Source organism: Burkholderia thailandensis E264, assembly GCF_000012365.1.
GTDB classification, from domain to species: domain Bacteria; phylum Pseudomonadota; class Gammaproteobacteria; order Burkholderiales; family Burkholderiaceae; genus Burkholderia; species Burkholderia thailandensis.
This window is the reverse complement of sequence record NC_007651.1, coordinates 1,372,801-1,391,982: the sequence shown is the minus strand read 5'-3', so window position 1 is coordinate 1,391,982 and position 19,182 is coordinate 1,372,801. Positions and strand designations below refer to the sequence as shown.

The 19,182-nt window shown below is 66.6% G+C and carries 21 protein-coding genes and 1 other RNA gene; 5 read left to right on the top strand and 17 right to left on the bottom strand.

Annotation, left to right across the window (positions count from 1 at the left end):
• Positions 1-70 precede the first annotated feature (70 nt).
• On the top strand, positions 71-1,213 hold the full coding sequence (locus BTH_RS18530; RefSeq protein ID WP_009889136.1) for a ParB/Srx family N-terminal domain-containing protein: 1,143 nt from the start codon (positions 71-73) through the stop codon (positions 1,211-1,213).
• Between the two features lie 108 nt (positions 1,214-1,321).
• On the opposite strand, the gene BTH_RS18525 is transcribed toward BTH_RS18530, so the two are convergent.
• From BTH_RS18525 to BTH_RS35230, 4 genes are all read right to left on the bottom strand, one after another.
• Positions 1,322-1,984 carry a histidine phosphatase family protein gene (locus BTH_RS18525; RefSeq protein ID WP_009889134.1) on the bottom strand — a complete coding sequence of 221 codons (663 nt, stop codon included), beginning with the start codon at positions 1,982-1,984 and terminating at the stop codon, positions 1,322-1,324.
• A 34-nt stretch (positions 1,985-2,018) separates the two neighbouring features.
• On the bottom strand, positions 2,019-2,477 hold the full coding sequence (gene dtd, locus BTH_RS18520) for a D-aminoacyl-tRNA deacylase (RefSeq protein WP_004200499.1): 459 nt from the start codon (positions 2,475-2,477) through the stop codon (positions 2,019-2,021).
• A gap of 88 nt (positions 2,478-2,565) precedes the next feature.
• The gene (gene tyrS, locus BTH_RS18515) at positions 2,566-3,807 is read right to left on the bottom strand and encodes a tyrosine--tRNA ligase (protein WP_009889128.1); all 1,242 of its coding nucleotides are present in this window, start codon (positions 3,805-3,807) and stop codon (positions 2,566-2,568) included.
• The gene (locus tag BTH_RS35230) at positions 3,761-3,991 is read right to left on the bottom strand and encodes a hypothetical protein (protein WP_080511463.1); all 231 of its coding nucleotides are present in this window, start codon (positions 3,989-3,991) and stop codon (positions 3,761-3,763) included. The genes tyrS and BTH_RS35230 overlap by 47 nt, the downstream gene beginning before the upstream one ends.
• Here BTH_RS35230 and BTH_RS18510 point away from each other — a divergent pair.
• Entirely contained in the window at positions 3,977-5,131 is a 1,155-nt protein-coding gene (locus tag BTH_RS18510) for an anhydro-N-acetylmuramic acid kinase (RefSeq protein WP_025369774.1), read from the top strand. The genes BTH_RS35230 and BTH_RS18510 overlap by 15 nt on opposite strands.
• 85 nt (positions 5,132-5,216) lie before the next feature.
• Here BTH_RS18510 and BTH_RS18505 read toward each other — a convergent pair whose 3' ends face one another.
• Together BTH_RS18505 and BTH_RS18500 are read right to left on the bottom strand one after the other, a co-directional pair.
• Positions 5,217-5,915, bottom strand: coding sequence for a glutathione S-transferase N-terminal domain-containing protein (locus BTH_RS18505; RefSeq protein WP_009889125.1), 699 nt, complete (start codon positions 5,913-5,915; stop codon positions 5,217-5,219).
• A gap of 4 nt (positions 5,916-5,919) precedes the next feature.
• Positions 5,920-6,624 carry a glutathione S-transferase family protein gene (locus BTH_RS18500; RefSeq protein ID WP_009908758.1) on the bottom strand — a complete coding sequence of 235 codons (705 nt, stop codon included), beginning with the start codon at positions 6,622-6,624 and terminating at the stop codon, positions 5,920-5,922.
• 107 nt (positions 6,625-6,731) lie between these two features.
• Here BTH_RS18500 and BTH_RS18495 point away from each other — a divergent pair, with 107 nt between their 5' ends.
• Positions 6,732-7,607: a helix-turn-helix transcriptional regulator gene (locus tag BTH_RS18495; RefSeq protein WP_009889123.1), complete on the top strand. Its 876-nt coding sequence runs from the start codon at positions 6,732-6,734 to the stop codon at positions 7,605-7,607.
• 133 nt (positions 7,608-7,740) lie between these two features.
• On the opposite strand, the gene erpA is transcribed toward BTH_RS18495, so the two are convergent.
• The 3 genes from erpA to rplM all read right to left on the bottom strand — a co-directional run bounded on the left by erpA (position 7,741) and on the right by rplM (position 9,148).
• Positions 7,741-8,109: an iron-sulfur cluster insertion protein ErpA gene (gene erpA, locus BTH_RS18490; RefSeq protein ID WP_004194247.1), complete on the bottom strand. Its 369-nt coding sequence runs from the start codon at positions 8,107-8,109 to the stop codon at positions 7,741-7,743.
• Positions 8,110-8,315: 206 nt separating this feature from the next.
• Entirely contained in the window at positions 8,316-8,708 is a 393-nt protein-coding gene (gene rpsI, locus BTH_RS18485) for a 30S ribosomal protein S9 (protein ID WP_009889100.1), read from the bottom strand.
• Positions 8,709-8,719: 11 nt separating this feature from the next.
• The gene (rplM, locus tag BTH_RS18480) at positions 8,720-9,148 is read right to left on the bottom strand and encodes a 50S ribosomal protein L13 (RefSeq protein ID WP_004522094.1); all 429 of its coding nucleotides are present in this window, start codon (positions 9,146-9,148) and stop codon (positions 8,720-8,722) included.
• 669 nt (positions 9,149-9,817) lie between these two features.
• Here rplM and BTH_RS18475 point away from each other — a divergent pair.
• The gene (locus tag BTH_RS18475; protein WP_009889090.1) at positions 9,818-10,240 is read left to right on the top strand and encodes an OsmC family protein; all 423 of its coding nucleotides are present in this window, start codon (positions 9,818-9,820) and stop codon (positions 10,238-10,240) included.
• Positions 10,241-10,355: 115 nt separating this feature from the next.
• Here BTH_RS18475 and rnpB read toward each other — a convergent pair.
• From rnpB to pyrC, 3 genes are all read right to left on the bottom strand, one after another.
• Positions 10,356-10,767: RNase P RNA component class A (gene rnpB, locus BTH_RS29225), an RNA gene on the bottom strand.
• 124 nt (positions 10,768-10,891) lie between these two features.
• Positions 10,892-11,737 (bottom strand): DUF3025 domain-containing protein, encoded by an 846-nt coding sequence (locus tag BTH_RS18470; protein ID WP_009908757.1) that lies wholly within the window; start codon positions 11,735-11,737, stop codon positions 10,892-10,894.
• Between the two features lie 277 nt (positions 11,738-12,014).
• Entirely contained in the window at positions 12,015-13,073 is a 1,059-nt protein-coding gene (gene pyrC, locus BTH_RS18465; RefSeq protein WP_009889088.1) for a dihydroorotase, read from the bottom strand.
• A 191-nt stretch (positions 13,074-13,264) separates the two neighbouring features.
• Here pyrC and BTH_RS18460 point away from each other — a divergent pair, with 191 nt between their 5' ends.
• A complete protein-coding gene (locus tag BTH_RS18460) occupies positions 13,265-14,179 on the top strand; it encodes a class II glutamine amidotransferase (protein WP_019255597.1) in 915 nt (304 codons plus the stop codon).
• 240 nt (positions 14,180-14,419) lie between these two features.
• Here the strand turns inward: BTH_RS18460 and BTH_RS18455 are convergent, their stop codons facing one another.
• The 5 genes from BTH_RS18455 to BTH_RS18435 form a co-directional block, all read right to left on the bottom strand.
• Positions 14,420-15,145, bottom strand: a complete 726-nt coding sequence (locus BTH_RS18455) for an amino acid ABC transporter ATP-binding protein (RefSeq protein ID WP_009889086.1) — start codon at positions 15,143-15,145, stop codon at positions 14,420-14,422.
• Positions 15,142-15,819 (bottom strand): glutamate/aspartate ABC transporter permease GltK, encoded by a 678-nt coding sequence (gene gltK / locus BTH_RS18450; RefSeq protein ID WP_009889084.1) that lies wholly within the window; start codon positions 15,817-15,819, stop codon positions 15,142-15,144. The genes BTH_RS18455 and gltK overlap by 4 nt, the downstream gene beginning before the upstream one ends.
• Complete coding sequence (locus BTH_RS18445) at positions 15,819-16,559, bottom strand: amino acid ABC transporter permease (RefSeq protein ID WP_009889083.1); 741 nt, start codon at positions 16,557-16,559, stop codon at positions 15,819-15,821. Before BTH_RS18445 ends, gltK begins: the two co-directional genes overlap by 1 nt.
• An 82-nt stretch (positions 16,560-16,641) precedes the next feature.
• Complete coding sequence (locus BTH_RS18440; protein ID WP_009889082.1) at positions 16,642-17,535, bottom strand: glutamate/aspartate ABC transporter substrate-binding protein; 894 nt, start codon at positions 17,533-17,535, stop codon at positions 16,642-16,644.
• Positions 17,536-17,756: 221 nt separating this feature from the next.
• Entirely contained in the window at positions 17,757-19,061 is a 1,305-nt protein-coding gene (locus BTH_RS18435; protein WP_009903968.1) for a Glu/Leu/Phe/Val family dehydrogenase, read from the bottom strand.
• Between the last annotated feature and the right edge of the window lie 121 nt (positions 19,062-19,182).

Here is a 19,182-nt window from a genome sequence, read left to right as displayed (position 1 = left end):
ACGCTTCCTCGCTCGTGCGTCGATCGCACGCCGCCAACCCCGGCCAACCCGTCGTCGATCCCCATCGCTCATGCCGCATCCGATCTTCCGCCTCGCCGCCGCGTTCCCGCTTGCCGTCGCGCTCGCCGCCTGCGGCGGCGACGGCGCCGCGCCCGTTTCCCCGCTTGCAGCCGTCGATGCCGGCAGCGCCGGCGCCGCGCCGGGCAATACGGCGAATGCCGGATCGAGCGCCGGCACCCCGTCGCCCACAACGCCCGCCTCCACGCCGGGCAAATGGAAAAACACGCGCACGGGCGACATGCTCGACGTCGCGCTCGGCGAGTTGCGTCCGACGCAAGGCGCGCTCGGCTACGACCAGATCTACTACAAGCTCGGCCGCTACGAGCGGCAGCCCGACAAGAAGTTCGACGATTTCTGCGCGGACGAAGGGCTCGGCGGCATCGCGCCGGACGGCTACACCGCGCAATCGACGCTGCGCGACGCGGCGAGCTACGCGTGCGCGACGAGCGCCGACGCACGCGATCGCACGGTGCTCAATCCCGTCGTGATCGGGCCGAACGGCGACACGCTGTACGTGACGGACGGCCACCACGGGCTATCGACCTACTACGAGACGCCTGACGGCGGTGCGGCGTTGCGCGTGCACGTGGTCGTCAAGGACAATCTCGGCGACTACTCGGGCGCGGCGTTCTGGCAGCAGATGCAACGCCGCAGCTACACGCGCCTGAAGGACGGAGACGGCCGGCCGATCGCGCCGGACCAGTTGCCCGCCGGCCTCGGCCTGAAGCTCGGCATGCAGGACGACCGCTACCGGTCGCTCGTCTATTTCACGCGCGACATCGGCTACGCGAAGCCCGCGCAAGCAACCGACTATCTCGAGTTCTACTGGGCCGACTGGCTGCGGCAGCAGCCGGAGACGTTCTCGCTCGCCGGCTACGACCTCGCGCGCGCAGGCGCGACCGATCCCGATCCGGCTAACGCCGATACCGGCTATCTGAATGCGGTGTGGAACGCGTCGGCGCGGATGGTCGCCTCGACCGATCCGGTGATCGACGGCAAGACGGGCGCCGATCTCGGCCGCGCCGACCAGATCAACGGCGGCAAGAAATACAGCAAGGGGGAATTCGACAAGCTGCGCCAGCCGATCACGGCCGACAAGCCGGGCAAGATCGCGTACGCGCTCGATTACAGGTCGCGCCACGGGCTGCGCTGACGCGCGGCGCCCGCCGTGGCCGCGGCGGCCACGCGCCCCGACGAGCCCGCCCGCCCATCGGCCGCGCTCACGCCCGCACGCGCCAGCCTCGCGACGACGCGACGATCGTCACAGCACCTTCCGATCACCGTCGTCGTCGCTCGCGACGCTCAGGTGATCGACATCGGCCCAGCGCACGACGCGCGCGCGGCCGTCGTCGTAATCGACGATATTGACGCTCGTATTCAGCAGCGAATGCTGGCGCGGCGCGTCGAGCGGCAGATCGTTCGCGAACCGGTACACGCAGTCGAGCACGCCGCCGTGCGCGACGCACGCGATGCGCCCGCCCGGATGTGCGGCGACGATCCGCTCGACCTCGTGCAGCACGCGATGATAGAACGCGCGGTGCGACTCGCCGCCTTCCGGCTCGAAGCCGGGGTCGCGCGTCTGCCACTGCGCGAACGCGTCGGGAAAGCGCGCCTCGATCTCGGCGCTGTCGTGCCCCTGGAACACGCCGTACGCGCGCTCGCGAAGCCCCTCCCGCAGCACGAGCGGCAAGCCGAGCGCGTCGGCCGTCGGCTGCGCGGTCTGCCGCGCGCGCGCCAAATCGCTCGTGTAAATCGCGTCGATCCGCGCGCCGGCGCGCGCCTCGCCCGCGAGCCGCCCGGCCAGTTGCCGCGCCTGCGCGAGCCCCGTGTCGGCGAGCGGAATGTCGATGTGGCCTTGAATCCGCTTGATGCGGTTCCAGGCCGTCTCGCCGTGGCGAATGAAGAGGACTTGCGTCGTGGGCATCGGTGCGGTCTCGAATCGGAGCGTCAAGGGCGCATCAGGCGCGCGTCTGCAACCAGAACGTCACGGGGCCGTCGTTGACGAGCGACACCTGCATGTCGGCGCCGAATTCGCCCGTCGCGACGATCGGGTGACGCTCGCGTGCCCGGCGCACGAAGTAGTCGAACAGGCGCTCGCCCTCGTCGGGCGGCGCGGCCGGCGTGAAGCTCGGGCGCAGGCCGCTGTTCGTGTCGGCGGCGAGCGTGAACTGCGACACGAGCAGCAGGCCGCCCGCACGTCCCGCGCCGTCGAGGTTCGACACGGGCAGGTTCATCTTGCCCGCCGCGTCGCTGAACACGCGGTAGCCGAGCACCTTCGCGAGCAACTTGTCGGCGGCCGCCTCGGTGTCGCCGCGCTCCGCGCAGACGAGCGCGAGAAGGCCCGGGCCGATCTCGCCCGTCACGCGCTCGCCCACGCGCACGTCGGCGCGCTTCACACGCTGGATCAATGCGATCATGCGTGCGCCAGCGTCACGTGCGCGGCGCGGCCGCGATGCATGCCGCGCGCGGCGCGCGGCATGCCCGGCCAAGCGGCGATGCGCGCGCTCATGCGGTGAGCGTCACGCGCGCGAAGCGGCGCTTGCCGACCTGCACGACGAATTCGCCCGCGTCAACCTTCAGCGCCTTGTCGGACACCGTCGCGCCGTCGATCTTCACGCCGCCCTGCTCGATGTTGCGCAGCGCCTCGCTCGTCGACGGCACGAGCCCCGCCTGCTTCAGCAACTGGCCGATCGCAAGCGGCGCGCCTGCGAGCGTCACGGTCGGGATGTCGTCGGGTACGCCACCCTTCGCACGGTGATTGAAATCCTCGAGCGCGCGTTCGGCATCGGCCTGCGAATGAAAGCGCGCGACGATCTCCTGCGCGAGCATCACCTTGAAGTCTCGCGGGTTGCGCCCGCCCTCGGCCTCGCCGCGCAGCCGCGCGATCTCGTCGAGGCTGCGGAACGACAGAAGCTCGAAGTAGCGCCACATCAGCACGTCCGAGATGCTCATCAGCTTGCCGAACATGTCGTTCGGCTTCTCGCCGATGCCGACGTAGTTGCCCTTCGATTTCGACATCTTCTCGACGCCGTCGAGGCCTTCGAGCAGCGGCATCGTCAGGATGCACTGCTGCTCCTGCCCGTACTGCTTCTGCAGCTCGCGGCCGACGAGCAGGTTGAATTTCTGGTCGGTGCCGCCTAGCTCGAGATCGGCGTTCAGCGCGACCGAGTCGTAGCCTTGCATCAGCGGATACAGGAATTCGTGGATCGAGATCGGGATGCCGCCCTGGAATCGCTTCGTGAAATCCTCGCGCTCGAGCATCCGCGCGACCGTGTAGCGCGACGCGAGCTTGATCATCCCGTCCGCGCCGAGCGGCATCGACCATTCGCTGTTGTAGCGGATCTCGGTCTTCTCGCGATCGAGCACGAGCGCGGCCTGCTCGAAGTAGGTCTTCGCGTTCGATTCGATCTGCTCGCGCGTGAGCGGCGGCCGCGTCGCGTTGCGGCCCGACGGATCGCCGATCAGCGACGTGAAATCGCCGATCAGGAAGATCACCGTATGGCCGAGATCCTGCAGCTGGCGCATCTTGTTCAGCACGACCGTGTGGCCGAGGTGGATGTCGGGCGCCGTCGGATCGAGGCCCAGCTTGATGCGCAGCGGCTTGCCCGTCGCCGCGCTTCTCGCGAGCTTCTGCGCGAACTCTTCCTCGATCAGCAGCTCGTCGACGCCGCGCTTCGTGACGGCGAGCGCATGGCGGATTTCATCGGTGATCGGGAAGGCGGGCTTGGAAGTGGGATCGGTGCTCATCGGTGCAAGAGGAAGGAATGTCGCAAAAAGAGCGATTTTCCCATAAGTTGTGCGCGAGCCGCTTAACGGCGCGCGCGCTTGCGCGGATAATCGGCGGCAACGGCGCGCGACGGGCCTTCCGCGCGCCCCCAACCTCGATTCCGGAGCGATCAACGTGACGCCCAAGCGCATGCAAACCGGCCATCCGGCGGATGGCGTGTACCTCGGCCTGATGTCGGGCACGAGCATGGACGGTGTCGACGGCATCACCGTGCGCTTCGAGACGGGCAAGCCGCCCGCCGTGCTGTCCGAGGCGTTCGTCGGCTTCGCCGACACGCTGCGCGACTCGCTCTTCGCGCTGCAACAGCCGGGCGACGACGAGATCGAGCGCGAGGCGCTCGCGGCGAACGCGCTCGCCGCGCGCTACGCGGCGTGCTGCCACGAAATGCTGCGCGCGGCGGGCCTTTCGCCCGACGACGTGCGCGCGCTCGGCGTGCACGGCCAAACGGTGCGCCACCGGCCGGAGCGCGGCTACACCCGGCAGATCAACAACGCGGCGCTGCTCGCGGAGCTGACCCGCATCGACGTGATCGCCGATTTCCGCAGCCGCGACGTCGCCGCGGGCGGCCAGGGCGCGCCGCTCGTGCCGGCGTTCCACGCGACGATGTTCGGCTCGCCCGACGAGACGCGCGTCGTCTGCAACCTGGGCGGCATCAGCAACATCACGATCCTGCCCGCCGCGCGCGACGGACGGGACGAACGGAACGACGCGGTGCGCGGCCACGATTGCGGCCCGGCGAACGCGCTGATCGACGCGTGGGCGCTGCGTCACCTGAAGCGGCCGTTCGACGAGGGCGGACGCTTCGCGGCGCGCGGCACGGTCGACGAAACACTCCTCGCCGCGCTGCTCGACGAGCCGTACTTCCGGCAAAGCGCACCGAAAAGCACCGGGCGCGACCTCTTCAACGCCGACTGGCTCGACGCGAAGCTCGCCGGGTTCCGCGGCCTCGCGCCCGAGGACGTGCAGGCGACGCTCACCGCGCTGACCGCGGCGAGCGTCGCCGACGAGATCGCGAGGCATGCGCACGACTGCCGGGCCGTCTACGTGTGCGGCGGCGGCGCGCGCAACCCGGTGCTGCTCGACGCGCTCGCGACGGCGCTCGCGGCGCGCGGGCTCGACGCGCCCGTCGCCACGACGGCCGCGCTCGGCGTGCCGCCGCAGCAGGTCGAATCGCTCGCGTTCGCGTGGCTCGCGTACCGGTTCAACGCGCGTGCGCCGGGCAACGTATCGGCCGTCACGGGCGCGGCGGGCGAGCGCGTGCTGGGCGCGCTCTACCCACGCTGACGCGGCGGCTCGGCCGCCATCCGCCCGCCATACCTCACGACTCGACGCACCGGGCGGCGGCGAAACCGCCGCCCGGTGCGCCTCATCAGCGAACCGTGCTCGCGTCCTGCCCGAACAACACGCTGCGCGACTGCTGGTCGACGGTCGGCGCCGCGTTGATTTCCTTCGCCCGGGCGTAGGCGCGCACCGTGGCCGGCCGCTCGGCTACCCGCGCGAACCACGCGGCCAGGAACGGAAAATCCTCGAGACGCTGCCGCTGCCGCTCGTGCGGCACGATCCACGGGTAGCTCGCCATGTCGGCGATCGAATACTCGTGCGCGATGTACTCGCGCCCGTCCGACAGATGCTTGTTCAGCACGCCGTACAGCCGCGACGTCTCCTTCACGTACCGCTCGATTGCGTACGGCAGCGGCTCGGGCGCGTACTGCACGAAATGATGATTCTGCCCCGCCATCGGGCCGAGCCCGCTCACCTGCCAGAAGAGCCACTGCAGCGCCTCGTTGCGGCCGCGCAAGTCGGCCGGGATGAAACGCCCGATCTTGTCCGCGAGATACAGCAGAATCGCGCCGGATTCGAAGATCGACAGCGGTTCGCCGCCGTCGGCGGGCGCATGGTCGACGAGCGCCGGAATGCGGTTGTTCGGCGCAATGCGCAGGAAGTCCGGCTCGAATTGCTCGCCGCGGCCGATGTTCACCGGCACGATCCGGTACGGAAGGCCGGCCTCCTCCAGGAACATCGTGATCTTGTGGCCGTTCGGCGTCGTCCAGTAGTAGAGATCGATCATCGCGTCAGGCCCCCGCCCCGGCCTCGGCCGCGAACCGCGCGTTCTGCGGGAACAGCACACGGCGCGCCTCGTCGTCGAACTCCAGCTTGAACGCATGGCGCGTCTTCAGCGCATCGGCGCGCTGCGCGGCCGGACGCGCATTGATCTCGTCGACGAGACGCTTCACGTTCGGCAATTGCGCCCACGCATCGTCGCCCAGCACGCGCGGGATCGCCCGCGCCCAGCCCCACACCGCCATGTCGGCGATCGTGTAGCGATCGCCGACCATGTAGCGGCGGCCGGCGAGGCGCTCGTCGACGATGCGCCAGTGGCGCCACGCCTCGAAGTCGTAGCGGTTCACCGCGTACGCCTTCGGCTCCGGCGCGAAATGCTTGAAATGAACCGCCTGCCCGCAGTAAGGGCCGATCCCCGTCGCGACGAACATCAGCCATGACAGCAGTTCGCCGCGCGCGGCGGGCGTGTCGCCCGGCAGGAACTGGCCGGTTTTCTCGGCGAGATACAGCAGGATCGCGTTGCTGTCGAACACGGTCGCATCGCCATCGACGATCGCGGGCGTCTTCGCGTTCGGATTGATCGCCTTGTACGCATCGCTGTGCTGCTCGCCCTTGCGGGTATCGACGGGCACGAATTCGTACGGCAAGCCGGCCTCCTCGAGGAACAACGCGATCTTGGCCGGGTTCGGCGACGGGTGATAGAAGAATCGGATCATCGACTGGGTCCTCCTCGTCATGCGTGACAGTGAGCGGAGTTGCCAATGTAGCGCATGCATTGAGACAATATGCGTCGATAAATCCCAATCGCTTGACCAATCGTCCCATGAACGATCGTTTGAAGGGCCTCCTCGCCCGTTTCGAACTGCACGCCCGCGTATTCCACTTCGGCACGCTGCCCGGCGCGTCGACCTTCGACATCTGCGCGGACGGTTTTCACATGCACCTGGTGCGCACGGGCGCAGTCTGCGTGACGGGCGGCACGCTCGGCCTTCACGCGGTGCCCGAGCCAAGCGCGGTCTTCATCGGGCGGCCCGGCAAGTACCGGATCGAGGCGCGCGGCGATGCGCCCGTCGAGATCTTGTCCGCGGCGATCGAGTTCGGGCTCGGCGACGAAAATCCGCTGTTGCGCGGCCTGCCCGATCTGCTCGCGATTCCGCTGGCGTCGATGTCGCCGCTCGACGGCGTCCAGCAAGCGCTGTTCGCCGAGGCGAGCGCGCCCGCGTGCGGGCACGACACGGTGATCAACCGGCTGACGGAGGTGCTCGTCGTGCAATTGCTGCGCTTCGTGATGCGCAACCGGCTGGTCGCGAGCGGGTCGCTCGCCGGGCTGTCGGACGCGCGGCTCGCGAAGGCGCTGAATGCGGTGCACGCGGACCCGGCCCTGTCATGGTCGCTCGAGCGGATGGCCGCGATCGCCGGCATGTCGCGCTCGCGGTTCGCCGCGCACTTCGCGGACACGGTCGGCCTGCCGCCGGGCGAGTACCTGCTTCAGTGGCGCGTCGGGCTCGCGAAAACGCTGCTCAGACGCGGCTATGCGGTCAAGGAAATCGCGCCGGAAGTCGGTTACGGCAGCGCGAGCGCGCTGACACGCGCATTCGCGCAATGCACGGGACACGCGCCGACCGATTGGCTCGCGCGCGCGAGCGACGCGCCGCGCGCAACCGGCACGATGCCGGACATCGACGTGCGGGCGGCATGAGCGAACCAAAGGAAGAAAGGACGAAGCCGAATGGACGCAAACTCGGCGCACGTCGGCGGCGGCTTCGCCGCGCGTGCCGTCCATATGCAAAAAACGGGGCATCTAGCCCCGTTTTTGTCGCATCTGCGTGCGTTCAGACCGAGAACGACGAGCCGCAACCGCAGGTCGTGGTCGCGTTCGGGTTCTTGATGACGAATTGCGCGCCGTTCAGATCGTCCTTGTAGTCGATCTCGGCGCCGACGAGATATTGATAGCTCATCGCGTCGACAAGCAGCACGACGCCGTTCTTGTTGAGCACGGTGTCGTCCTCGTTGACTTCCTCGTCGAACGTGAAGCCATACTGGAAACCGGAGCAGCCGCCGCCTTGCACGAATACGCGCAGCTTGAGGTCGGGGTTGCCCTCTTCGTCGATCAGTTGCTTGACCTTGTCGGCCGCCGCGTCGGTGAAGACGAACGGAGCCGGCATCTCGGTGGTTGCCGCGGATTCGGTAACAGCGTTCATGCGAACTCTCCAAAAAACCATTGCCTGCTATTGTAGGACTGATCCGCAGATCGTGCTGACGCAGGCGAAATCAAGACGCGCGCCGCCGTTTTTCGCGCATTCGTTGCGCCAACGCAAGCCGCGCACACATAAAAAAACCGCCAGCGCGAAAACTGGCGGTTTTTCTTGCAGCGATGCCGCCCAAAGGCGGCGTGCAGCGCGAGCGATTAACGCTTCGAGAACTGCTTGGCGCGGCGTGCCTTGTGCAGACCAACCTTCTTACGCTCGACTTCACGGGCGTCGCGCGTGACGAAGCCTGCGTTCGACAGCGACGGCTTCAGCGTCGCGTCGTAGTCGATCAGCGCGCGGGTGATGCCGTGGCGCACCGCGCCGGCCTGCCCCGTTTCGCCGCCGCCCGTCACGTTCACCTTGATGTCGAACGTCTGCGCGTGGTTCGTGAGTTCCAGCGGCTGACGCACGATCATCAGCGACGTTTCGCGCGAGAAGTAGTCAGCGATAGGCTTGCCGTTGACGATGATGTCGCCCTTGCCAGCCTTGATGAAGACACGAGCGACTGCGCTCTTGCGGCGGCCCGTACCGTAGTTCCAGTTACCGATCATGTGGGCTCCCCTTAGATCTCGAGCGCCTTCGGCTGTTGAGCCGAATGCGGATGCGTGGCTTCAGCGTAGACCTTCAGCTTCTTGATCATCGCGTAGCCGAGCGGGCCCTTCGGCAGCATACCCTTGACCGCCTTCTCGAGCGCGCGGCCCGGGAAGCGTTCCTGCATCTTGCCGAACGTCGTTTCATAGATGCCGCCCGGGTAGCCCGAGTGACGGTAGTACTTCTTGTCCAGCGTCTTGTTGCCCGTGACCTTCAGCTTGCTCGCGTTGATGACGATGATGAAATCACCGGTGTCGACGTGCGGGGTGAACTCGGGCTTGTGCTTGCCGCGCAGACGGCGTGCCACTTCGCTGGCGACACGGCCGAGAACCTTATCCGTCGCGTCAATCACGTACCATTCGCGCGTCACCTCATGGGCTTTTGCGGAAAACGTCTTCATGATCGATCCAAAATTGATTGCTTGTGCCCAAACGTTCTTTCCTGCTTGTCTGCTCTTGGCAGGCGCTTCGTGGCGCGATGCAGGCTCTCCCTGTTCTTTTTCCGTGGGCATGAATGCGGAAAAGCCCTGAATTATAAAGGAATTCGAATCGGCTGGTCAAAGAAATCCGACATTCGCCGTTTAGCGGCCCAGACGCAGCATGCATCGCGAGCGCGAAGCGGCCGACGCGAGGCCATCGGAGCTTGCACCGGACGAAAAAAAGCCCGAACCAGCGGTTCGGGCTTAATCCACCAAAGGAGGAGGGTGGAGGAGACATGCGGAGATTGCCGCAACGCGACAACCAATGATCGTCATTATACGAACCGGGCGTCGACAGCACAAGAAAAACCGCATGGAGAAATTCAATCTCATGATGCGAAAAACGCACCAACTCCAACACCGCCAAATTTTTCCTTTTGAATCAAAAGGATAATGATATCCATCGGATCAAACGGATTTTCCGTCTAGAGCAAAACCCCTAAAGATCGGAGGGCGATCGGCATCGCCCGGACCGCGCGTCGCATCCGGCCCGGCGCCGTTTTCACCGGTCTTGCAGCGCATCAGCCGCCAGTTGCGGGCGGGGCTACAATGCCGGATTACAACCGAATCAAGCAACGCTGGAGCTCGCGCATGGAATGCAAAGTAAGCTGGATGGGGCAAGACGGCATGGCATTCGCCGCCCAGACGGGCAGCGGCCACCTCGTCACGATGGACGGCGCGCCCGAAGGCGGCGGACACAATCTTGCGCCGCGTCCGATGGAGATGGTCCTCGTCGGCACGGGCGGATGCACGGCCTATGACGTCGTGCTGATCCTCAAGAAGAGCCGCCAGGAAGTCACCGGCTGCTCGGTGACCCTGCAGGCCGAGCGCGCGAGCGAGGACCCGAAGGTGTTCACGAAGGTGCACTTCCACTTCACGGTGACGGGCCGCAACCTGAATCCCGCGACCGTCGAGCGCGCGATCAACCTGTCGCACGACAAGTATTGCTCGGCGTCGATCATGATCGCGAAGACGGCCGAGCTGTCGCATTCGTTCGAGATCGTCACCGCGTAACGCGATCGCGCGCATCACTGCGGCGCTGAGGCGCGAGCGCGCTGCAGCGTGGCCGCGCGGATCGAGAAAAAGAAAAAGCCGGCGCCGCATCGGGCGCCGGCTTTTCGTCATCGGGCGGCAAAGCGGGCCGATAAGCCGGATTCTGTGCGAGCCGCTCGCCTTGAGACGCGCGGCCCGTGGCAGCCATTCCTCTAGGCGCGCCATTGCTGACGCGCTCAAGCTTCCTACCCGCGAACGAGACGGGGGCACCGTCCTGCATCCGAAGATGCGCGTCCGCCTACTTGGAATTGCTCCGGGTGGAGGTTACCGTGCCGGTCTGCGTCGCCGCAGCCGCGGTGCGCTCTTACCGCACCGTTTCACCCTTGCCTGATCCCGGCTTGCGCCGGGCCATCGGCGGTTTGCTTTCTGTTGCCCTGTTCCGCGTGTCGCCACGGATGGCCGTTAGCCATCACCCTGCCCTGTCGGAGTCCGGACTTTCCTCGCCCTTCGCGGCGAACCGCGAAGGCCGCGACTGCCTAGCCTGCTTTGCGAGCAGGATTCTAGCACCGCGGAGCGTCGCCCGCTCGCGGCGACGGCCTTCCCTGCCGCGACGATCCGCGCGGATCGAACGCCAGCGCATGCGCGGTTGCGGGCTGGAGGCGCCGGCGCGCGTCACGCCTCTCGCGCACGTCGGCCGCTGCGAAACACCCGCGGATCGTCGTAGAAAGACGGTGATGCGTTCGCCGGCCACCAGCCGGGCACGCCGAGCACCGGCAGCGGCGCGAAGCCGCGGCTCGTCGGCTCGGTCGAGACGAGCGCCGCCGCGACGCGCTCGTCGAGCCATGCGCGGCGCTGCTCGTCGCGCCAGTCGAAGTACGCGGCCGGCACATCGACGATCCACGCGTGCGCGGTGCAGCCTTTGTACGGATCGACGAGCTTTTCGGCGAGCGCATGACCGACGATCCGCGCGTCGCAGCGCGAGCCCCATGCGTCGCGCGACGCGCGCATCAGCGTCGGCCAGTCGAAGCCGCGCAGCGCGGCGGCGAGCGCCGGGTCCGACGTCGCGAAGAGCGCACCGCTCTCGTCGAACAGCGTGAGGGCGTCGCGGACGCCGCCGCGCGCGGAGCCGACGCCCGCCGCGTCGATCGCCGCAGCCTGGCGCGCGTTGAGCGCCGCCTTGATGCGCGGATACGCGAACCAGACGAGCGCATTGAAGAAATCGTGCAGATTGTGGCGGGTCGGCACGGCCCCCGTTTCGGCGATGTGCGTCTCGTACGCGACGCCCGCCGGCAGCGTCGCCTGTTCGATGAAACGCAGCGGCAAGCCGCGGCCCGTCGCGAGTCGCTCGGCACGGGCGTCATCGTTCAGCATGCGCAGCCATGCCGCTTCGCCCTGCCGCGCGGCGGGCGCCCATCGCCCGCCGCGATCGGCGAACGGTGCGAGCCACGGCGCGGACCAATCGATTCGGTCGAAAGAGGGTCCGTCACCGTCGGGATGCGATTCGCGTCGACGGCTCAATGCACGCGAGGCGCGAGACGCGCCCGGACCGCAATCGACCGCCGTGCGATCCGGGTGTGCGGACCCGCGTCCACCGTGCGGATCGCCCGGACCGGACGACGCCCCCGGCCGGTCGGCAAAGCCGGCTGCGCCAAAACGACGCCGACGATCGGCCTCGCCGGCCGGCCGCCGCACGCCGCTCATGCGGCCCCGGGGGCTCGCGTCGTCCGGCTCGCTCATCTCGTCGACACCCGATCCGCCGCGCGCGGCAACCCGGCCGGCCGCCGCGCCACGAGCGTCAAACGAGCCGCCAGCCGATCGGCTCGCCGCCGCGCAGCGGCACGACGGGGCCCGCGCCCGCGTCGATCTCGCGCGGCAGCTCCCACGTCTCGCGGCGCAGCGTCACCGTCTCGGCGCTGCGCGGCAAACCGTAGAAGTCCGCGCCGAAGAAGCTCGCGAAGCCTTCGAGCTTGTCGAGCGCGCCCGCCTGATCGAACGCCTCCGCGTACAGCTCGAGCGCGTGCAGCGCGGTGTAGCAGCCCGCGCAGCCGCACGCGGCCTCCTTCGCGCCCTTCGGGTGCGGCGCGCTGTCGGTGCCGAGGAAGAAGCGCGGATTGCCCGAGCTCGCCGCCGCGACGAGCGCGACCCGGTGCGTCTCGCGCTTGAGCACCGGCAGGCAGTAGTAATGCGGGCGAATGCCGCCCACGAACATCGCGTTGCGGTTGTACAGCAGATGGTGCGCGGTGATCGTCGCGCCGATCTGGCCGGGCGCCGCGTCGACGTCGCGCACGTAGTCGGCAGCGTCCTTCGTCGTGATGTGCTCGAACACCACCTTGAGCCCCGGCAGCGCGCGGCGCAGCGGCTCCATCACGCGATCGATGAACGCCTTCTCGCGATCGAACAGATCGATCGACGGGTCCGTCACCTCGCCGTGCACGAGGAGCGGCATTCCGACTTCCTGCATCGCCTCGAGCGTCTTCGCGCATTTGCCGAGCAGATCGGTCACGCCAGCGTCCGAGTTCGTCGTCGCGCCCGCCGGATACAGCTTCACGCCGTGCACGAAGCCGCTTTCGCGCGCACGGCGGATCTCGTCGGCGGGGGTGTTGTCGGTCAGGTACAGCGTCATCAGCGGCTCGAACGTCATGCCGGCCGGCAGCGCGGCCAGGATGCGCTCGCGGTACGCCTGCGCCTGCGCGGTCGTCGTGACGGGCGGCTTCAGGTTCGGCATGATGATCGCGCGGCCGAATTGGCGGGCGGTGTGCGGCAGGACGGCCGCGAGCATCGCGCCGTCGCGCACGTGCAGGTGCCAGTCGTCGGGGCGCGCGAGGGTCAGCGAGGCGGGAGCGGAAGCATTCATGGTGTCGTGGGAATGGCGCGCGGCGAGAAGCGATGCGCGCGGCGGCGCCTGACTGACGGCAAACCGCAACACGGAACCGCGCGCGCGCGGTTTTCGCCTTTTGCCGCTTGGGGCTCGGTGATATGCTTGAAGCCGACATTGTACCGGTTCCGTCCGGTGTACTCCCCGCCAGCCTCAGCCGCACCCGCGATATGTGCCAACTCTTCGGAATGAACTGCGCCGAACCGACGGACGTGACGTTCTCGTTTACCGGCTTCGCGGCCCGCGGCGGGCTCACCGATCATCATGCCGACGGCTGGGGCATCGCGTTCTTCGAGGACAAGGCCTGCCGCCTGTTCATCGACCAGCAGTCGTCCGCGACGTCGCCCATCGCCGAGATGGTCAAGCGCTACCCGATCAAGTCGAAGAACACGATCGCGCACATCCGCAAGGCGACGCAAGGGCACATCCTGCTCGAGAACTGCCATCCGTTCATGCGGGAGCTGTGGGGCCGCCACTGGATCTTCGCGCACAACGGCGATCTGCACGAATACTCGCCCGATCTCGAAGGCAGCGTCTATCAGCCGGTTGGCACGACCGACAGCGAAAAGGCGTTCTGCAAGCTGATGCAGGGCCTGCGCGAAGCGTTTCCGAGCGCGCAGCCGCCGCTGCCCGAGCTGTTCGAGCAGATCGGCGAGCTCACGCGCGACATCACGCGGCACGGCGTCTTCAACTTCCTGATGTCGAACGGGCAGGCGCTGTTCGCGCATTGCTCGACGCGCCTGCACTACCTCGTGCGGCGCTGGCCGTTCTCGACCGCGCACCTGATCGACGAAGACATCTCGATCGACTTCGCGAAGTACACGACGCCGGAAGACCGCGTCGCGGTGATCGCGACACAGCCGCTCACCGACGACGAAGTGTGGACCGCGCTCGAGCCGGGCGAACTCGTGATGTTCCAGTGCGGCGACGTCGCGGCGACAATGCGCATTCCGGTGCCGGAAGCCGTGCTCGAGAAGCTGCGCGATCCGTCGCTCGACGCCTCCGCGTCGGCGCCGCGCCGGGCGGCCGCGCTCGCGGCGAGCGGCGAGGCCGGCGATCTCGGCGACGATCCGGTCGATTTCTGAGCGCGTCCGATTGCCGGCCGCGCGAACGCTGCGCGAGCGGGAACGCGTGCGCCGCACGCCGGGCATGCGCCTCGCGCCTGCGCCGCCGCGACTCTGAGCGCAACGCAATGCCGGCCGAAGCCGATCAAGGCCGTTCCCGGCCGCGCAAGCGATCGACAAAAAAGGCCGCCCGGCTCACGCCGGACGGCCTTCTTCGCACCAGGGGCGACGCCGCGCACCCGCACGGCGGCGCTCCTGCGATCAATGCAGGATCTTCGCGAGAAAATCCTTCGCACGATCCGACTTCGGATTCGCGAAGAACGCTTCCTTGCGGTCGTCCTCGACGATCAAGCCCTTGTCCATGAAGATCACGCGATGGGCAACCTTCTTCGCGAAGCCCATCTCGTGCGTGACGACCATCATCGTCATCCCTTCCTGCGCGAGCTCGACCATCACGTCGAGCACCTCGTTGATCATCTCGGGATCGAGCGCGGAGGTCGGCTCGTCGAACAGCATCGCGATCGGGTCCATCGACAGCGCGCGCGCGATCGCCACACGCTGCTGCTGGCCGCCCGACAACTGGCCCGGATACTTGTGCGCGTGCGCCTTCAGGCCCACGCGATCGAGCAGCTTCATCCCCTTCTCGGTCGCCTCGTCCTTGCGGCGGCCGAGCACCTTGATCTGCGCGAGCGTCAGGTTCTCCGTGATCGACAGATGCGGAAACAGTTCGAAGTGCTGAAACACCATCCCGACCTTCGAGCGCAGCTTCGACAGGTTCGTCTTCTTGTCGCCCACCGACTGCCCGTTCACGAGGATCTCGCCCTGCTGGAACGGCTCGAGACCGTTCACGGTCTTGATGAGCGTCGACTTGCCCGAGCCCGACGGCCCGCACACGACCACCACTTCGCCCTTCTTCACTTCCGTCGTGCAGTCCGTCAGCACCTGAAACTGGCCGTACCACTTCGACACGTTCTTAATGGAAATCATCTTGTGACCTTTTTCTGGAGACCTTTGACCAACGCGGATGCGACCGAGCACACGACGAAATAGCATGCGCCGGCGAACAGGATCATCTCGACGCTCGTGCCGTCGCGATCGCCGATGTTCGCGGCCGTGCGGAAGAAGTCCGCGAGGCTGATCACGTAGACGAGCGACGTATCCTGGAACAGCACGATCGCCTGCGTGAGCAGCAGCGGCACCATGGCGCGGAACGCCTGCGGCAGGATCACGAGGCGCATCGCCTGCGCATAGTTCATGCCGAGCGCGAACGCGGCGTTCACCTGCCCGCGCGGTACCGCCTGGATGCCCGCCCGGATGATCTCCGAATAATACGCGGCTTCGAACAGCGAGAAAGCGACCATCGCCGACGCGAGCCGGATGTCGATCGTCGGCGACAGCCCGAGCACGCCCTGCAGCAACTGCGGCACGATCAGGAAGAACCACAGCAGCACCATCACGAGCGGAATCGAGCGGAACACGGTGACGTAGCCCTGCGCGAACCACGCGAGCGGCTTCACGCCGGACAGGCGCATCAGCGCAAGCAGCGTGCCCCAGACGATCCCGACCACGATCGCGAGCAGCGTGATCTTGAACGTGACGATCGCGCCCGTCCAGAGCGTCGGCAGCGAGCCGGGGATACTACTCCAGTCGAACTGATGCATCACTTGCCTCCGATGTAGCCGGGCAGCCGGGACTTGCTCTCGACCCAGCGCATGAACGCCATCACGATCAGGTTGATGACCACGTACGCGAGCGTGACCGCGATGAACGACTCGTAGGTCTGCGCGGTGTAGTCGACGAGCTGCCGCGCCTGCGCGGACAGGTCGAGCAGACCGATCGTCGACGCGACGGCCGAGTTCTTGAAGATGTTCAGGAATTCGGACGTGAGCGGCGGCACGATGATCCGGTACGCGACGGGCAGGAGCACGTAGCGGTACGTCTGCCATTGCGTGAAGCCCATCGCGAGGCCGGCCGCGCGCTGGCCCTTCGGCAACGCGTTGATGCCGGAGCGCACCTGCTCGCAGACGCGCGCGCCCGTGAAGAGGCCGAGACAGACGATCGACGCGGTGAAGAATTGCGTGCCGGGCGGCAACTGCTTGATCCAGGTGCCGATCGACACGGGCAGCAGTTCGGGCACGACGAGGTACCAGACGAAGAACTGCACGATGAGCGGAATGTTGCGGAAGATCGATACGTAGACCGTCCCGATCGCCGAAAGCCATTTGTTCGGCACGGTGCGCAGCACCCCGAACAGCGAGCCGACGACGAGCGCGATCACCCACGCGGCGAGCGACACCTTGACCGTCACCCAGAATCCCGACATCAGCCAGCCGAGATAGGTGGTGGGTTCGCCCGTCGAAACGGGGCTCAGGAAGATGCCCCAGTTCCAGTGGTAAGACATAGCCAGACTCCAACAAAAAGAAACGGAAGAAGCCGGGCCTCTTCCGTTTCGTCAGCGCGTGTTAGCTCGAACGGCCGTCCGCTCAGTCGAGCGCCTTGTCGTTCGGGTTCGCGTAGAGCTTCTTCATCTCGTCGGAGAGCGGGAAGTTCAGATTCAGGCCCTTCGGCGGAATCGGATTCTCGAACCACTTCGAATAGATCTTCGCGGCTTCGCCCGACTTCTCGACCTGCGCGATCGCGTCGTCGACCACCTTCTTGAACGCCGGATCGTCCTTGCGCATCATGCAGCCGTACGCTTCCTGAGACTGCGGCTTGCCGACGATCACCCACTCGCCCGGCTGCTTCGCCTTCGCGCGCTCGCCCGCGAGCAGCGCGTCGTCCATCATGAACGCGACCGCGCGGCCCGTCTCGAGCGTCTGGAACGACTCGCCGTGGTCCTTCGCGCTGATGATGCTCATCCCCATCTGGTTCTTGTTGTTCATTTCGCGCAACAACCGCTCGGACGTCGTGCCCGCCGTCGTGACGACGGTCTTGCCCTTCAGGTCGGCGAAATCCTTGATGCCCGAATCCTTCTTCGTCATGAGGCGCGTGCCGATCACGAAGATCGTGTCCGAGAACGCCGCTTGCTTCTGGCGATCGAGATTGTTCGTCGTCGAACCGCACTCGATGTCGACCGTGCCGTTCTGCACGAGCGGAATCCGGTTCTGCGACGTCACCGGAATGTTCTTCACCTGCAGGTTGGGCAGATTCAGCTTCTTCTTGACCGCGTCGACGACCTTCATCTGGAAGTCGCGCGAATAGCCGACGACCTGCTGATTCTGGTCATAGTACGAGAACGGAATCGACGATTCGCGGTGCCCCAGCGCAATCACGCCCGTGTCCTTGATTTTTTTCAGCGTGCCCGTTTCCTGGGCGATGGCGCCGCCGGCGAAAGTGCTCAGCGCCGCGACCATCAGCATTGCTTTCGGGAATTTCATCATCGTTGTCATCTCCTTGGCGAAAACCCGCGCCAGTTTATCAAAGTAATTTTTATGAAAGTAATGGTAGTTAACCACACTCCTGTCCGGGCGGCAGGCGTGTTTCGACCTGCGTTCGGCGCCCGGATGCGCACGCGGGCGGCACCGGAGCCGGTGCCGCCCGCGAGTGAATCACGACGCGGCCTCCAACCTGCGCGTCGCCGATCGCTCCAACCCGTCGATCAGGGGTACAGACCGCGCATTTCGCGCGCCATCAGGATGCGTTTGCACGCGACGATGAACGCCGCCGTGCGCACCGACACCTTGTGCTCTTCGGCCACCGCCCACACGCCGGCAAACGCCTCGCGCATCACGCGCTCGAGACGGTGGTTGATCTCGTCTTCGGTCCAGAAGAAGCTCGAGAAATCCTGCACCCACTCGAAGTACGACACGGTCACGCCGCCCGCGTTCGCGATCACGTCGGGGATCACGAGCACGCCGTTCGCGCTCAGGATGTCGTCCGCGGCCGTCGTCGTCGGGCCGTTCGCGCCTTCGACGATGATCTTCGTGCGGATCTTCGACGCGTTCTTCTCGGTGATCTGGTTTTCCAGCGCGGCCGGAATCAGGATCTCGGTCTCGACGGTCCAGAACTCGTCGTTCGGCATCGGTTCCGCGCCTTCGAAGCCCGCGACGCCGCCCGTGCGGCCGACGTGGTCGAGCAGCTTGGCCGTGTCGACGCCAGCCGGCTGGTGGATCGTGCCCGTGTGATCCTGCACCGCGATCACCTTCGCGCCCGCTTCCTGGAACAGCTTCGCGGCGATCCCGCCGACGTTGCCGAAACCCTGCACCGCGATGCGCGCGCCTTCGATCTCGACACCCTTCTTCTTCGCCGCCTCGCAGCCGACGACGAACACGCCGCGGCCAGTCGCTTCCTTGCGGCCGAGCGAGCCGCCGAGCGAGATCGGCTTGCCGGTCACGACGCCCGTGGCCGTCTGGCCCTGGTTCATCGAGTAAGTGTCCATCATCCACGCCATGATCTGCTCGTTCGTGTTGACGTCAGGCGCGGGAATATCGGTGTTCGGGCCGATGATGATGCCGATTTCGCTGGTGTAGCGACGCGTTACGCGCTCGAGCTCGCCACGTGAGAGCTTGCGCGGATCGACGCGGATGCCGCCCTTCGCGCCGCCGTACGGCACGTTCACGGCCGCGTTCTTCACCGACATCCAGGCGGACAGCGCCATCACCTCGGACAGCGTCACGTCCTGGTGGTAACGCACGCCGCCCTTGCCCGGGCCGCGCGACACGTTGTGCTGCACGCGATAGCCCTCGAAATGCGCAACGGTGCCGTTGTCCAGCTCGATCGGCACATCGACGATCAGGATGCGCTTCGGGCGCTTCAGCGTCTCGATCCAGCGCGACAGGGAGCCGAGGTACGGCGCGACGCGATCGACTTGCTGCAGGTAGTTGCCCCAGGGGCCGAGATCGTCCGCGTGCAGGTACGACGGAATGGACTGCGCGACGGACGGGGACTGCGATTGCGAAGACATGGAATCTCCAACGGTCGAAGAATGCGCACATTGTCGAAAAAGCGAATTTCGAAATCCAATGCCGTTTGCTTATTCGATTATGCGTTTCGTGCATGATCGGGCTTTTGCGCGAAAAACCGTG

Bases quoted from the DNA above. Each gene is read 5' to 3' on its own strand.
- tyrS (WP_009889128.1), bottom strand. From the start codon at position 3,807: ATGAGCACCGATCCCACTTCCAAGCCCGCCTTCCCGATCACCGATGAA.
- BTH_RS18510 (WP_025369774.1), top strand. From the start codon at position 3,977: ATGCAAACCGGCCATCCGGCGGATGGCGTGTACCTCGGCCTGATGTCG.
- rplM (WP_004522094.1), bottom strand. From the start codon at position 9,148: ATGAAGACGTTTTCCGCAAAAGCCCATGAGGTGACGCGCGAATGGTAC.
- BTH_RS18445 (WP_009889083.1), bottom strand. From the start codon at position 16,559: ATGTCTTACCACTGGAACTGGGGCATCTTCCTGAGCCCCGTTTCGACG.
- BTH_RS18505 (WP_009889125.1), bottom strand. From the start codon at position 5,915: ATGATCGATCTCTACTACTGGACGACGCCGAACGGCCACAAGATCACG.
- pyrC (WP_009889088.1), bottom strand. From the start codon at position 13,073: ATGAATGCTTCCGCTCCCGCCTCGCTGACCCTCGCGCGCCCCGACGAC.
- rpsI (WP_009889100.1), bottom strand. From the start codon at position 8,708: ATGATCGGTAACTGGAACTACGGTACGGGCCGCCGCAAGAGCGCAGTC.
- BTH_RS18475 (WP_009889090.1), top strand. From the start codon at position 9,818: ATGGAATGCAAAGTAAGCTGGATGGGGCAAGACGGCATGGCATTCGCC.
- dtd (WP_004200499.1), bottom strand. From the start codon at position 2,477: ATGATCGCATTGATCCAGCGTGTGAAGCGCGCCGACGTGCGCGTGGGC.
- BTH_RS18525 (WP_009889134.1), bottom strand. From the start codon at position 1,984: ATGCCCACGACGCAAGTCCTCTTCATTCGCCACGGCGAGACGGCCTGG.
- BTH_RS18495 (WP_009889123.1), top strand. From the start codon at position 6,732: ATGAACGATCGTTTGAAGGGCCTCCTCGCCCGTTTCGAACTGCACGCC.
- BTH_RS18530 (WP_009889136.1), top strand. From the start codon at position 71: ATGCCGCATCCGATCTTCCGCCTCGCCGCCGCGTTCCCGCTTGCCGTC.
- erpA (WP_004194247.1), bottom strand. From the start codon at position 8,109: ATGAACGCTGTTACCGAATCCGCGGCAACCACCGAGATGCCGGCTCCG.
- BTH_RS18440 (WP_009889082.1), bottom strand. From the start codon at position 17,535: ATGAAATTCCCGAAAGCAATGCTGATGGTCGCGGCGCTGAGCACTTTC.
- BTH_RS18460 (WP_019255597.1), top strand. From the start codon at position 13,265: ATGTGCCAACTCTTCGGAATGAACTGCGCCGAACCGACGGACGTGACG.
- gltK (WP_009889084.1), bottom strand. From the start codon at position 15,819: ATGCATCAGTTCGACTGGAGTAGTATCCCCGGCTCGCTGCCGACGCTC.
- BTH_RS35230 (WP_080511463.1), bottom strand. From the start codon at position 3,991: ATGGCCGGTTTGCATGCGCTTGGGCGTCACGTTGATCGCTCCGGAATC.
- BTH_RS18500 (WP_009908758.1), bottom strand. From the start codon at position 6,624: ATGATCCGATTCTTCTATCACCCGTCGCCGAACCCGGCCAAGATCGCG.
- BTH_RS18455 (WP_009889086.1), bottom strand. From the start codon at position 15,145: ATGATTTCCATTAAGAACGTGTCGAAGTGGTACGGCCAGTTTCAGGTG.
- BTH_RS18435 (WP_009903968.1), bottom strand. From the start codon at position 19,061: ATGTCTTCGCAATCGCAGTCCCCGTCCGTCGCGCAGTCCATTCCGTCG.